Origin of the sequence: Streptomyces sp. NPDC126499 (assembly GCF_040302485.1) — a bacterium.
GTDB lineage: Bacteria > Actinomycetota > Actinomycetes > Streptomycetales > Streptomycetaceae > Streptomyces.
Map to the genome: position 1 here is coordinate 268,664 of NZ_JBEOUO010000005.1, position 13,609 is coordinate 282,272.

Annotated in this window: 12 protein-coding genes; 6 read left to right on the forward strand and 6 right to left on the reverse strand. The window is 74.4% G+C overall.

Annotation, left to right across the window (positions count from 1 at the left end; translation table 11 throughout):
- Positions 1-29 precede the first annotated feature (29 nt).
- On the reverse strand, positions 30-1,274 hold the full coding sequence (locus ABTZ91_RS09755; RefSeq protein WP_352076600.1) for an aminotransferase class I/II-fold pyridoxal phosphate-dependent enzyme: 1,245 nt from the start codon (positions 1,272-1,274) through the stop codon (positions 30-32).
- Between the two features lie 227 nt (positions 1,275-1,501).
- Here ABTZ91_RS09755 and ABTZ91_RS09760 point away from each other — a divergent pair, with 227 nt between their 5' ends.
- The 4 genes from ABTZ91_RS09760 (at position 1,502) to ABTZ91_RS09775 (ending at position 4,763) form a co-directional block, all read left to right on the forward strand.
- Positions 1,502-2,197, forward strand: a complete 696-nt coding sequence (locus ABTZ91_RS09760) for a GNAT family N-acetyltransferase (protein WP_352076601.1) — start codon at positions 1,502-1,504, stop codon at positions 2,195-2,197.
- A gap of 94 nt (positions 2,198-2,291) precedes the next feature.
- Complete coding sequence (locus ABTZ91_RS09765; protein WP_352076602.1) at positions 2,292-3,104, forward strand: methyltransferase domain-containing protein; 813 nt, start codon at positions 2,292-2,294, stop codon at positions 3,102-3,104.
- A gap of 300 nt (positions 3,105-3,404) precedes the next feature.
- A complete protein-coding gene (locus ABTZ91_RS09770; protein ID WP_352076704.1) occupies positions 3,405-4,274 on the forward strand; it encodes an alpha/beta hydrolase in 870 nt (289 codons plus the stop codon).
- Positions 4,275-4,430: 156 nt separating this feature from the next.
- Complete coding sequence (locus ABTZ91_RS09775) at positions 4,431-4,763, forward strand: DUF6204 family protein (protein ID WP_352076603.1); 333 nt, start codon at positions 4,431-4,433, stop codon at positions 4,761-4,763.
- A 39-nt stretch (positions 4,764-4,802) separates the two neighbouring features.
- On the opposite strand, the gene ABTZ91_RS09780 is transcribed toward ABTZ91_RS09775, so the two are convergent.
- Positions 4,803-5,363, reverse strand: a complete 561-nt coding sequence (locus ABTZ91_RS09780; protein WP_352076604.1) for a GNAT family protein — start codon at positions 5,361-5,363, stop codon at positions 4,803-4,805.
- 194 nt (positions 5,364-5,557) lie between these two features.
- Positions 5,558-6,025 carry a hypothetical protein gene (locus ABTZ91_RS09785; protein ID WP_352076605.1) on the reverse strand — a complete coding sequence of 156 codons (468 nt, stop codon included), beginning with the start codon at positions 6,023-6,025 and terminating at the stop codon, positions 5,558-5,560.
- A gap of 318 nt (positions 6,026-6,343) precedes the next feature.
- Here ABTZ91_RS09785 and ABTZ91_RS09790 point away from each other — a divergent pair, with 318 nt between their 5' ends.
- Both ABTZ91_RS09790 and ABTZ91_RS09795 read left to right on the forward strand, forming a co-directional pair.
- Positions 6,344-7,093 carry a GntR family transcriptional regulator gene (locus ABTZ91_RS09790; RefSeq protein WP_352076606.1) on the forward strand — a complete coding sequence of 250 codons (750 nt, stop codon included), beginning with the start codon at positions 6,344-6,346 and terminating at the stop codon, positions 7,091-7,093.
- 310 nt (positions 7,094-7,403) lie between these two features.
- A complete protein-coding gene (locus tag ABTZ91_RS09795; RefSeq protein ID WP_352076607.1) occupies positions 7,404-8,522 on the forward strand; it encodes an adenosine deaminase in 1,119 nt (372 codons plus the stop codon).
- Between the two features lie 100 nt (positions 8,523-8,622).
- Here ABTZ91_RS09795 and ABTZ91_RS09800 read toward each other — a convergent pair whose 3' ends face one another.
- The 3 genes from ABTZ91_RS09800 to ABTZ91_RS09810 form a co-directional block, all read right to left on the reverse strand.
- Entirely contained in the window at positions 8,623-10,356 is a 1,734-nt protein-coding gene (locus ABTZ91_RS09800) for a CocE/NonD family hydrolase (RefSeq protein WP_352076705.1), read from the reverse strand.
- A gap of 242 nt (positions 10,357-10,598) precedes the next feature.
- The gene (locus tag ABTZ91_RS09805) at positions 10,599-11,528 is read right to left on the reverse strand and encodes an LD-carboxypeptidase (RefSeq protein ID WP_352076608.1); all 930 of its coding nucleotides are present in this window, start codon (positions 11,526-11,528) and stop codon (positions 10,599-10,601) included.
- A complete protein-coding gene (locus ABTZ91_RS09810; RefSeq protein WP_352076609.1) occupies positions 11,525-13,510 on the reverse strand; it encodes a prolyl oligopeptidase family serine peptidase in 1,986 nt (661 codons plus the stop codon). The genes ABTZ91_RS09805 and ABTZ91_RS09810 overlap by 4 nt, the downstream gene beginning before the upstream one ends.
- Between the last annotated feature and the right edge of the window lie 99 nt (positions 13,511-13,609).

The following is a 13,609-nucleotide window of genomic DNA, read 5'->3' on the forward strand; positions in this document are numbered from 1 at the left end:
CCGGCCGTCGGTGGGGCCGGCGCTCGTCGTCACCGGGTCAGTTCGTCGAGGGCGGCTCCGAAGGAGCTCAACGCGTCGGCCACGTGCGGCAGTTCCTCGGGGCGGGGCGCGGTGAGGGCCGTGGTGCGCTCCTCCTCGGTGGCTCCCAGGAAGGCCGCGGTGCCGAACCGTACGCGCAGCGCGCCGAGTTCGTCGCCGAAGCGGTGACCGCCGGGGACGGGAGTGTCGAGCCGCTCGGTGAGGTGGTTCTCCAGTTCGAGGGAGTCGGTGACGCCTCGGGCGGCGAGCCCGGCGCGCAGCGGACCGAGGTCGGCGTAGAGGTGGCGGCCGGCCTCCGGGGGCCGGGCGAGGGCGCCGGCCGAGAGCACCGCGTGGTGGACGGCGGCGGCCACCCGCCCGTGCAGATGGGCGGTGAGCCGGGCCCGTACGGTGACGTCCTCGGGTTCGTCGAGGGCGTGGGCCGCGGCGGGGGCGAAGGGGCCCGGCACGAGGGCACCGAGCGCGGTGAGGACGTCGAGGGTGCGGGGCCTGCGGCCGCCGTGGCCTCCGGTGCGGGCGGCGGCGGGCGGGAAGCGGGCGACGGCGCAGGGCCAGGCGGCGGGGGCGAGGGCGCCGCCCAGGTCGGTGAGGACGGTGACGTCGTCGGGGCACATCTCGGCGGGGCTGAGCAGCACCGTCTCCTGGGGGCGGTGCAGGGTGTCGCGCCAGGTCTCGTCGCTGATGATGTGCAGGCCCGCGGCGACGGCGGCCTCGCAGGCCTCGCGGACGAGCTCGGGCGGGGCGACGGTGGCGGTGGGGTCGTCGGCGACGGACAGCAGCAGCAGGCGGGGGTCGCCGCCTTCGGCGCGGACCCGGCGGACGGTCTCCAGGAGGGCGAACGGATCGGGCACGCCGCCGCACTCGGCGGGCGTGGGCACGTGGTAGGCGGGACGGCCGAGGAGCCGGGCCTGGGGGCTCCACCAGGCGGGGCAGGGACGGGGCAACAGGAGGTCGCCGCCGTGGGCGGCGATGAGGGCGAGCAGCAGCGGCGGGGCGCCGGGGGCGGCGACGACGTCCTCGGCGTGGGTACGCAGTCCGCGCCGCCACCAGTAGCCGGCGGCGGCCTCGCGCAGGACGGGTCCGCCGCCGGGGGGTTCGGGGACGGGCCGGTCGGCCGCGGCGGCGACGAGGGCGGCCAGGCCGGGCAGCACGGGGAGGCCGGGCTCCGGCGCCGGCGGCCCGTAGCGCACCGGGCCGCGGCCCTCCGGGGCCGTCCGCCGCACGTCCCGCCGCATCTCCCGGCCCTCCTCGCACCCGCGCCTGCACCTGGGCGTCCGGCATCGGCGCCCCGGAGCCTTCTGCCCCCCAGAGCCCTTTATACGGAGGTTCCACGGGATTCGCCGCTCGGGGACACGGCCGCGTGGTCGCAAGGGAGAGTCGCCGGGAAGAGTCGACGGGAAGAGCCGCCGGGGAGAGTCGCTGGGAAGAGTCGGCGGGAAGAGTCGGCGGGGAGACTGGACGGATGACAGCACCCGATGCGCACGTCTTCGCCGCCGTCCCGCTGCGTGGCGCCCGCCTGGACCTGGAGCCGCTGCGGCTCGGCCACGCCGCCGAGCTGGCCGAAGCCCTCGCCGACCCTGCCCTGCACGCCTTCATCGGCGGCACCCCGCTTCCCGAACCGGAACTCCGCGCCCGCTACCGACGGCTGCTCGCGGGGTCGCCCGATCCGGGGACGGTGTGGTGCAACTGGGCGCTGCGGCTGCGCGTGGGGGCGCAGGGGGCGTACGGGGCGGCGGGGTCGGCGGTGGGGACGGAGGGACCGTACGGGGCGGCGGGGGCGTCGGGGGCGGTGGTGGAGGCCGGGTCGGCGGAGGCAGCAGGGGTGGCGGAGGCGGCAGGGGTGGCGGTCGGGACGGTGCAGGCCACGGTGACGGCCGACGGGGCCGAGGTCGCCTGGGTGGTGGGCACGCCCTGGCAGGGGCGCGGACTCGCCCGCGAGGCGGCGGTGGTCCTGACCGACTGGCTGCGGGAGCGGGGAGTGCCGCGGCTCGTGGCGCATGTGCATCCGGAGCACCACGCCTCGGCGGCGGTGGCGACGGCGGCCGGACTGGCGCCGACGGAGGTGCTCCACGAGGGCGAGCGGCGGTGGGAGTGGCGCGCGCAGGGGCGCGGAGCGGGCGTCCGACGAGGAGGTGAACTCCCTGACCCGACGGGGTGATTCAGCGGTCGCGTCCACATCATGAGAACGGGGTCTCACGATGCGGCTGATCGGCGTACCGTGATCACACCCACTCACCCAAGGGAGTCCGGTCATGGCGCATGAGTCCGCCGTCTACACGCACGGCCACCACGAGTCCGTCCTGCGCTCGCACAGCTGGCGCACCGTCGAGAACTCGGCCGCGTACCTCGTTCCCGAACTGCGGTCCGGCCTGGACGTCCTGGACGTCGGCTGCGGGCCCGGCACGATCACCGCGGACCTGGCCGCGCGGGTCGCGCCGGGGCGGGTGACCGGGGTGGACGCGGCCGCGGACGTCCTGGTGAAGGCGCGGGCGGCGGCGGCCGAACGGGGTCTGGACAACGTGGAGTTCGCCGTCGCCGACGTCCACGCACTGGCCTTCCCCGACGACTCCTTCGACGTCGTCCACGCCCATCAGGTGCTCCAGCACGTGGGCGACCCGGTCCAGGCGCTGCGCGAGATGCGCCGGGTGTGCCGGCCGGGCGGTGTGGTGGCCGCCCGGGACAGCGACTACGGGGCCTTCACCTGGTTCCCGTCGACCCCGGGCCTGGACGAGTGGCAGGCCCTCTACCGACGAGTCGCCCGCGCCAACGGCGGCGAGCCGGACGCCGGACGCCGCCTGCTGTCCTGGGCCCGCCGCGCGGGCTTCACCGACGTCACCGCCTCCGCCGCCGCCTGGTGCTTCGCCACGCCCGGGGAACGCGACTGGTGGAGCGGCCTCTGGGCGGAGCGCACCACCGAGTCCGTCTACGCCCGTCTGGCCGTCGAGGGCGGCCACGCGACCCACGAGGACCTGGCGTCCCTCGCCGGCGCGTGGCGCACCTGGGGCGGGGAGGCGGACGCCTGGTTCATGGTGCCGCACGGCGAGATCCTGTGCCGGGTCCGATGAGCGACGGGCGGGGCGTGGCCGAGCTGCCGGGCCGTGTCACGGGGCAGCCCGTCCCGGTCCTGCTCGTCGACCGACCGGGGTTCCGGGGCCGCCGGCTCGACGACACCGTTGGTGGATCAGGCAGTTGTGTCCACGGGGTCTGCGGGGCATGAGGAAAGCTGTGTCGGTTCAGCACCCGTCGGCAAAGAGGGTCAGCCCGCGCAGCCTGGTGGCCCGGTGGTCCGTGTGGGCGAGACGGGGTTGTCCTGGGCCGATGGGCGCCGTGGCGGTGTGTTGTCGACGAGGATGGAGGTTCGGGCCTTGTTCGAGGGCTTTGAGACCAGGCGGGTTCAGGTCGGTGAAGCATCGATTCTCGTTCGCTACGGCGGGGAAGGGCCGCCGGTGGTGCTGCTGCACGGCCACCCACGGACATCCGCGACCTGGCATCGCGTCGCCCCGCTCCTCGTCCGAGGCGGTTTCACCGTGGTCTGTCCCGATCTCCGTGGATACGGCCGGTCCACCGGTCCGGCGCCCACCGCGGACCACGCGGGATACTCCAAGCGGGCCGTGGCTGGTGACGTGGTCGAGGTGATGCACTCCCTCGGCCATGCCCGGTTCGCGCTCGCCGGGCATGACCGGGGAGGCTGTGTCGCGCTGCGTCTTGCTCTCGATCATCCCGACGCGGTCTCACGGGTGGCGCTGATCGACTGTCTGCCCCTCACCGAGCACTTGTCCCGCGTCACGGCCGAGTTCGCCACGCGGTGGTGGCACTGGTTCTTCTTCGCCCAGCCGGACATCCCCGAGCGGGTCATCAACGCCGATCCGGACAGCTGGTACCGCGGTGACCCCCAGAGCATGGGGCAGGAGAACCATGACGAGTGGCGGGCTGCCACGAGGAACCCCGACGTGGTGCGGGCGATGCTGGAGGACTACCGGGCCGGTCTCACCATCGACCGGCGGCACGAGGAGGACGACCGCGCGACCGGAACACAGATCCAGTGCCCGGCGCTGGTCCTCTGGTCGCTCCGGGACGACCTCGAGGACCTGTACGGGGACCCGGTGAAGATCTGGCGGCAGTGGGCACCGGACGTACGCGGCCACGGCATCGACTCCGGGCATCACGTGGCCGAAGAGGCTCCGGAAGCGCTCGCGTCTTCCCTTACGGACTTCTTCGCCGGGCGACCCGAGTGAGAAACCGCTGGACCGCCTCCCGCCCGCAGAGCGGCGTGGGGAAGTGTTCAGCGCAGGAGCCCTACCTTCCGTAGCGAGAAATTCCGTTGCGGTCTACACCTGCCGCCGTAGGGTGGGTGCCGGGTACCGAGGCCGGTATCGGGAAGGCGCGGGGCAATGAGCGAGCAGCACACCTACCGGGTGATCGTCCGGGGCACGTTCGACGGACTGTCGGAGGAGAGCCGCAGCCGGCTCCTCGCCGAGGCCGACGAGCACGGCCTGTCGGCGATGCAGTTCACCGAGGAGGGCTCGCTCGCCTACGACCGGACGCTGAAGCACTTCTCGTACCGTCTGGTGGTCGTCTCCGACGCGGCGGACGGCGAGGAGATGGCGGCGGCGCTCGCGGAGGACCGGGTGGAGCGGGCCCTCAAGGAGCTCGGCCACGGCCACGGCGGGCTGAAGTCCACGGTCACCGACATGGACACCATGAAGATCAACTACAAGCGCTGACCACCGGCGGTGCCTACGAGCGCTGATGACGAGCGCTGACTACGAGCGTCGCATGTCCGGCCGCTGGTCGGCGGTCGTCGCCCAGCGTTCGTGGTCCCGCCACGCCCCGTCGATGAACAGCATCGCGGGCGAGAAGCCTTCGAGACGGAAACCGGCCCTGCGGACGAGGGTGCGGGACGCGGTGTTGCGGGGCTGGATGTTGGCCTCCAGGCGGTGCAGTCCGAGCGGTCCGAAGGCGTACGCGAGGACGAGCCGGAGGCCCTCCGAGAGCAGTCCGCGCCCGGCGGCGTGCGCGAAGGCGCCGTATCCGAGCGCGCCGGAGAGGAAGGCGCCCCGGACGATGTTGTTGATGTTCACGAACCCGGCGATACCGCCGCTGTCGCGCTCACAGACGAGGAACCCGGCCCTCGCCGGGTCGTCCAGGAGCTGCCGGGCATAGGCGGCGTACGCCTCGGGCGTCCGTGGCGGGAAGAGCCAGGGCGCGTGCAGCGCGCGGCTCTCGCGGGCCCGGGCGGTGAACTCCTCGCCGTCGTCGAGGCGGAACGGCCGCAGGCCGACGCGCGGCCCCGTGGCGAGATACGGACCAAGATCGTCGGACATGTGCTCAGGCTAGCGGCGGCCGGGCGGGGGCGGAGTCCTGGCGGGCCGGTCGGGTCCGGGTGGGCCGGGGGGGTGGAGGCCGGGCGGGGGCGGGTGGAGGCCGGTCGGGGCCTGGCGGGCCGGGCGGGGGGCGGGTGCGGCCCGGGTGGGTGGCGCCGACATGGGTTCAGCGGCGGGCGGCGCCGACACGGGGGTCAGCGGCGGGCCGCCGTCACTCGGGCGGGGCAGCTTTCGCCCTTCTTCACCACGCCGACCACGACCCGGCCGCGCGGGCCGCGCTCGGCGCCGGGGGCGGGGTGCTGCGTGCAGACCCGCCAGTTCGGGGGCCAGAGGACACGGCGGTCGCCGCCGCTCACGTCGTGGACGTCGAGGTGGGTGCGCGGGGTGAGGGCGGTGAAGACCCGCCACAGGCTGATGCCGAGGAGGGCGGGCATCCTTCGGTTCCCGCGGCTCCCGCCCGGGGCGACCGCGCTGCCGTCCCGTTCCACCACCGCGTCTGCGCCTTGTTCCGCCTCCGGATCGGTGCCCGTGCCCGTACCTATGTCCGTGCCCGTATCCGTCTCCGTGTCCGTCTTCGGGTCGATGTCCGTGTCCGTCGAACTGACCGCCACGGCCCAGAGCGCGAGTGCGGCAACGGCCACGACGACGGCCGCCCGCCTCACCTGCGGCTCCTGGCGGCTCCGTAACGGCCGGCCGCGATGGCGATCCGACCGGGGGTGAGCACGCCACCCGCCCGGTCCCTGCCCGTGCTCGATGTTTCCGTGGGACTCATGACCGGCCCGCCTCCCTGCGTCGTGCGTCCCCCCAGGATGGTCCGATGCGCAACGTTCGGGGGCGGCGGACGGGCCGTACGAGTGACTTGTCAGACAACGTGGGGCCGATACGGTGGATCCGAGCACAGGACCCGCGCACAGAGCCCGAGCAGAGGCCCCGCACAGAGGACCCGGGCAGAGGCACGGGCACCAGCACGAGGAGGATCCGTGGCAGCCGGCGGACAGCAGCGTCGACCCGTCGTCGCGCTCTACGAACGGATCGCGGACGCCATCCACGACGGCACCTACCCGCCGGGATCCACGCTGCCCTCGGAGCCGAAGCTCGCGGGCGAACTCGGCGTGAGCCGGCCCGCGCTGCGCGAGGCGCTGCTGCTGCTCCAGGAGGACGGGCTGCTGACGGTGCGCCGAGGGGTGGGCCGCACGGTGAACGCGCACCCGCCGCGGCGCGGCTTCGAGCACGTCCAGGCCCTGGAGGAACTGCTCGGGGCCGGCGCACCGCTGCGGGTGCGGGGCCTGCTGCGCTCCGTCGAGGAGCCCACCGACTTCACCACCCAGCACCTGCTCGCCCCGGCCGGGGCCGAGCTGCGGTTCTGGGAGTCCGTGCTGGCCGGGGAGTCGGGGCCCGCCGCCCTGAGTCACGAGTGGGCCGCCGACGACGAGGTCCTGGGCCGCGCCCACCCGGCCTTCGCCGAGGCGCTGCGCACCGAGGCGGCGCCCGAGCACACCTCGATGCTGGCGGTGCTCGCGGGCGCCTCGCGGGGGGTTCCGCTGGCCGCGCACAGCGCCGTCACGGCGACGCTGCTCGGCCGCCGCAGGGGCGAGCAGCTGGGCCGGTCGGCGGACACGCCCGCGGTGCTGGTCACACAGGTGGTGCGGGTCGACGGCACCCCGGTGCTCGCCGCCAAGCACATGCTGCCGACGGGCGCGCCCGCCCTGCCGGTCCTGCAGACGAACTGAGGCGGCGGACCGGCCGCCACCGCCCCGCACGCCCCGTCCCCCATCGACCCACACGCCCCCTCGACACTCGGCCCGCACGCCCGGTCGGCCATCGGCCCACACGCCCCCTCGGCCCTCGGCCCGCACGCCCGGTCCGCCATCGACCCACAGGCCTGCTCGGCCCTCGGCCCGCACCCCCGATCGGCCATCGGCCCGTACACCTGGTCAGCCGTCGGGCCGGGCCTCCGACCGCCCTCCCGGCCTGGTCGCGTGGCCCCCTGTCGCCACCGTCACACCACCGCCGCCGCTGAGTGGCGTACACTTCCCCGCCATGCACTTGTCTGACAACCCTGCCGCCCCTGCCGTTCCCGCCTCCTCCCCCGTCGTCGCCGACTGGATCCGACGGGCCCCCAAGGCCGTCCTGCACGACCACCTCGACGGCGGGCTCCGCCCGGCCACGATCGTGGAGCTCGCGCGGGAGTGCGGGTACACCGGGCTGCCCACCGAGGACCCCGCCGAGCTGGCCGTCTGGTTCCGGGAGGCCGCCGACTCCGGTTCGCTGGAGCGGTATCTGGAGACCTTCGCCCACACGTGTGCGGTGATGCAGACCCGCGAGGCGCTCACGCGGATCGCGGCCGAGTGCGCCGAGGACCTGGCCGCCGACGGGGTCGTCTACGCCGAGATCCGCTACGCCCCCGAGCAGCACCTGGAGGGCGGGCTCGCCCTCGACGAGGTCGTGGAGGCCGTGAACGAGGGCTTCCGCGAGGGCGAGCGCCGTACCGGCGGCCGGATCACCGTCCGTACGCTGCTCACCGGTATGCGGCACACCGACCGCTCGCTGGAGATCGCACGGCTGACCGTGGCCCACCGGGACAACGGCGTGGCGGGCTTCGACATCGCCGGCGGCGAGATCGGCAACCCGCCGGCCCGCCACCTGGCCGCCTTCCAGCACCTGAAGCGCGAGAACTGCCACTTCACGATCCACGCCGGCGAGGCCGTCGGCGCCGAGTCGATCCACGAGGCCGTACAGGTCTGCGGCACCGAGCGGATCGGCCACGGCGTGCGGATCACCGACGACATCGCCGAGGACGGCACGCTGGGCCGGCTCGCCGCGTACGTCCGGGACAACCGCATCGCGCTGGAGGTCTGCCCGACCTCCAACCTGCAGACGGGCGCGGCGAAGGACTACGCCTCGCACCCGATCGACGAGCTGCGCCGCCTGGGATTCCGGATCACCCTCAACACGGACAACCGGCTGGTCTCCGGCACCACCATGAGCGAGGAGTTCCAGCACATGGTGGACGCCTTCGGCTACGGCCCGGAGGTCTTCGAGGAGTTCACCGTCGCCGCCCTGGAGGCCGCCTTCCTGCCCCTGCCGGAGCGCCGCCGCCTGATCGACGAGCTGATCCGCCCGGGTTACGCGGCCCTCGCGCCGCTCGTCGCCGGCTAGGCGCTCCCCCCTGGCGTGAACCGCCGCCCGCCGGCCCGGCCCCCAAGGACCAGGGCGGCGGGCGGCGGTCTCCCCGGGAGAGCCGCCGCCAGCGCATTGCCTAGCCGACCCGTCCCTGGACGAGGGGCAGTTCCAGCGTCCCGGTGTCCTCGGGGGCGCTGACGACGGTCACCGGCTTGATGCCCCGGTTGCCCGAGTAGGCGGTGTCGCTGGCGGCGATCACGAACTCCAGGCGGTGTCCCGTCTCGTAGCGGTGGACGATGCCGGGGAGTTCGACGGTGAAGGGGCGGGTGACGTCCGGCACGCGGACGGGGGCGACGAGCCGGTTGACGAGGGTCTTCGTGCCGTCGGGGGCCACGTCGTACAGCTTGGCGAAGAGGACCAGTTTGTCGGCGGCGTCGCCGGAGTCCTGGACGCGTTCGGTGCGCGGGGAGACGACCTTCAGGGTGGCGCGCGGCGCGCCGACGAGGTCGGCCGGGGCGGTGAGCGGGGCGGTGGTCCAGCCGAGGTGGGTGCCGGCGATGTCGTACGGCTCGGGGTCGGGCAGTCCGATCAGGCCGGCGAGCGAGGACTCGGAGTGGCTGGTGGGCACGAGCCAGTTGGCGTAGCTGCGGGAGCCGCGGGTGACCTTGGCGCGGTTGTCGACGAGTTTGCCGTCGCCGGAGAGGTAGAGCTTCTGGCTGAGCGCGGGCACGGTCGCGGCGGTGCCGTAGCCGCTCTGCCAGTCACGGTAGTAGGCGAACTCGGCGCCGGTGTCGACCGTGCGGTCGCCGCGCAGGTGGCGCTCGAACCAGGCGAGGACGCGCCGACCGACGTAGCTGTTCTCCAGGTCGCCCGAGCCGAGGTCGAGTTCACCGGGTTTCCGGCCGCCGCTGTGACCCCAGGACTGCCAGATCATCTTGGTCTCGACGCCCTGCCGCTGGAGCTTCTCGTAGGTGTCCTGTGCCTCGTTGAGGTTGAACAGGCTGTCGGCCTGGCCCTGGACGACGAGGGTGGGGGCCTTGACCCGGTCGAGGTAGGAGACCGGGGAGACGCTGCGGGCGAAGGCGAGCATCTTCTCCGCGTCCGCCTCCGGGTAGCTGCCGGAGTTGAGCAGGCGGACGGTGTCGCAGGCGTCGGTGACGAAGTGGAGGCAGCTGAGGGAGTTGACGCGGCTGGGGTCGAGGGAGGGCACGAGCAGGGGCTGGCCCTCGCCCATGAGGTAGAAGCCGTTGGCCCACTGCCATTTGAAGACGCCGGGGGTGTCGCGGTCGGCGCTGTTGGGGGCGAGGGAGTAGGCGAGGTCGTTCCAGGTGATGAGGGGGACGAGGGCGTCGAGGCGGGGGTCGGCGGCGGCGGTGGCCAGCTGGATCGCGCCGCCGTAGGAGCCGCCGATCATGCCGACCCGGGGGTCGTCGGTGCCGTCCTTGGTGACGAAGTCGGCGCGGGTGCCGTCGTCGGCGGCGCGGGTGCCGGCGAGGAAGTCGAGGAGCCGGGCGGCGGCCTGGCCGTCGATGCGCGGGTCGTCGAGGGAGATGAGGCATCCGCTCCTGCCGAAGCCGAGGCCGGAGTAGACGAGTCCGACGTAGCCGCGGGCGGCGACGGCCTTGCCGATGGCGTCGGTGGAGCCGTCGTTCTTGCTGCCGCCGAAGCCGTTGGTGGCGAGGACGGCGGGTGCGGGGTGCGCGGCGTCGACGCCGTCGGGGCGGTAGAGGTCGGCATCGACGGCGCAGGTCCGGCCGCCCGCCTGGACGGTGAAGCGCAGGGGGGTGACGGTGTACGTGCCGGTGGCGCCGCTCATGGTCGTGTCGGCGGCCTGGGCGGCGGGGGCGGTGAGGGCGAGCGGGGCTGCCATCACGGCCCCGGCCGTGAGCGCGAGGAGCTTGCGGGATCTGGACAGGGCGGGCAGGGCAGGGGACACGGGAACCTCCACACCGAGGACGCGCGAACGACGTACCTACCGGTAGGTACGGGGCCGGGCCCATGGTGTGACGCGCGCGAGAGGGTCGTCAACGCGCCGGACAAAGGTTGTTGACGGAGATTCAGTGAAGGGAGCGGGCCCGGCACGTCTCGGCGTAGGGAGCGGCCGGACGGGCCTCAGCTCAGCGCCGGTACGTCGAGGGTGAGCGTCCCCGCCTCCGCGTCCAGGACCGCCGGTATCCCGAACGGTACGGTCGGCGCGCTCGCGTGGTGCCCGAAGCCCATCTCCTCCACGACCGGCACGCCGAGCCCGCCGAGCCGGTCGGCGAGGACGGCGCGCACCTCCTCGTACGGGCCGCACTCCTCCCAAGAGCCGAGGCCGATCCCGGCGACGCCGTCCAGCCAGCCGGAACGCAGCAGTTGGGTGAGGATCCGGTCGAGCCGGTACGGCTCCTCCCCCACGTCCTCCAGGAGCAGCAGCCCGCCACGGGCCGAGGGCCGGGCGTGCGGGGTGCCGAGGTCGGCCGCCAGCAGGCTGACGCAGCCGCCGAGGGTGACGCCGTGCGCCCGGCCCGGGACCAGCGCCCTGGCGGTGTCCAGGCCGAGGGTGCGCACCGACTCCGGCTCGAAGAGGGTGGCGCGCAGGGACTCCTGGGTGCGGGAGTCGTCGAGGAAGGCTCCGGCGGCGATCATCGGGCCGTGCAGGGTGGCGACGCCGAGGCGGACGGCGAAGGCCTCGTGGAGGGCGGTGACGTCGCTGTATCCGACGAGCACCTTGGGTCCCGCGGCCCGTATCGCCGCCCAGTCGAGCAGGTCGACCATGCGCTGGGCGCCGTAGCCGCCGCGGGCGCAGAGCACGGCGGAGACGTCCGGGTCGCACCAGGCCTCGGTCAGGTCACGGGCGCGGTCCTCGTCCGTGCCGGCGAGGTGGCCGAGGGTGGGGTGGGTGTCGAGGACGTGGGGGGCCACGACCGGGTCGAGGTCCCAGTCGCGCAGGATGGCGAGTCCGGCCCGCAGCCGCTCCTCGGGGACGGGGCCGCTGGGCGCGACGACGGCCACCCGGTCACCGGGGCGCAGCCTCGGGGGCCGTACCGGCGGCGTGGTCATTTCCTCATCTCCAGGGCGGGCACGTCGAAGCGGTCGAGTCCGAAGGTGCGGACGTACAGGCCGAGTTCGGCTTCGAGGGCGCGGGTCATCGTGTCGGCCCTGCGGAAGCCGTGCCCCTCGCCCTCGAAGGCGAGGTAGGCGTGCGGGACGCCCCGGCCTGCCGTCTTGGCGAGGAACCTCTCGGCCTGGGCTGGCGGGCAGATCACGTCGTCGAGGCCCTGGAGCAGCAGGAAGGGCGCGGTGACCCGATCGACGTGCTCCAGCGGGGAGCGTTCCCGGTAGCGGGCGGGCACCTCGTCGAGCGGGCCGATCAGCGAGCGCGGGTACTCCGCTTCAAAATCGTGGGTCTCGCCGTCCGCCCAGGCGGCCGGGTCGAGGATGGGATAGATGATGGTGCCGCAGGCGTAGAGGTCGCTGTGGACGAGGGAGGTGGCCGCGGTCCAGCCGCCGGCGCTGCCGCCCCGGACGGCGAGGCGGGCCGGGTCGGCCGTGCCCTCGTCGGCGAGGGCGCGGGCCACGGCGGCGCAGTCCTCGACGTCGACGACGCCCCACTGTTCGCGCAGCCGCTCGCGGTACTCCCGGCCGTAGCCGGTGGAGCCGCCGTAGTTGACCTCGGCGACGCCGATGCCACGGGAGGTGAAGTAGGCGATCTCCAGGTCGAGTACGAGCGGGGCGTGCCCGGTGGGGCCGCCGTGTGCCCAGATCACATAGGGCGGGAGCTGGTCGCCGGGGGCGGTGCGGTCGGGGTTGTGCGGCGGGTAGACGTGGGCGTGGATCTCGCGGTCGCCGGGTCCGGTGAAGGTGCGGATCTGTGGCTCGGGGTAGTAGGCGGGGTCGACCGGGTCGTGGTGCGGGGAGCCGATGACCCTGGTGCGGCCGGTACGGGTGTCCAGCTCCACGACCTCGTAGGCGCTGCGGGGGCTGGCGGCGACGCCGACGACGCGGGTGCCGTGGACGGCGAGGGTGGCGGCCCACTCGGTCCAGGGGCCGGCGGCGTCGACCAGCTCGCCGGTCTCCGGGTCGAGTATGCCGAGGGCGGTGGCGCCCGTGCCGTGGACGACGGCGATCAGCCCGTTGTCGAGCGGCTGGAACCAGCTGAGGCCGATCTTCCAGAGTGCCCCGCCGAACTCCTCGGGGCGCGGGCAGAGCGGCACCGGCTCGCCGGTCTCGGCGCCGCGGTAGAGGTTCCACCAACCGGTGCGGTCGCTGAGGTGGAGCAGTCGGCCGTCGGGGGTCCAGCCGACCTGCGGCACCGATTCCTCGGGACCGCCGGCGACGGTACGGGGGCTGCCCAGACGGCCGTCCTCGGTGACCTCGGCGAGCAGGACCTCGGTGCCGTCCCAGGGCATGCGGGGGTGGTCCCAGGCGATCCAGGCGGCCCGCCGCCCGTCGGGCGAGAGCCGGGGGCCGGTGACGAAGCGGTGGCGCGCGTCGGTGAGTTCACGCACCAGGGAGCGGTCCTCGGCGGCGGAGCCGTCGAGCGGCACGGCGGCGATGACCCGGCGTACGTCGGTGGGCGCGGGGCCGGTGAACTCCTCGAGCACGCACCAGACCTCGCCCCGCTCGGGGCGGAGCACCGGATCGACCCAGCGCAGTCCACCGCCGGTGGTGGAGACGGGGGTGAGCGGCCTCGGCCCGGCGCCGTCGGCGGCGTCCGGCTCGTAGGCGTAGAGCCGCTGGTCGGGGTGGTGGCAGAAGACGAGGAGCGTCGAACCGTCCGCCCGCACCGTGCCGGCCCAGGGCTGCCCGCCGTACTCGATGACCCTGCTGCGCACGTTCCACGGCGAGGGCAGCACCGACTCCTCGGTGCCGTCGGGGCGGAGGCGCACCAGGGCGCGGCGCCCGCCCTCGGCGGGGCGCGGGGCGGTCCACCAGACCTCTTCGCCGACGACGCCGACGTACTCGGGTCGCCCGTCGTGCGCGGCGGCGAGCGCGGCGCCGATGGGTGACGGCCAGCTGCCGTAGGTGGCCGTGGGTGCCATCAGGTTCCCCCTTTGTGCGGGTCGTGCGGGCGCGTGTGCGCGGTCGGGTCTTCGGGTCGTTGGGCCGTCGGGTCGTCGGGCCGTCGGGTGGTCGGGTGG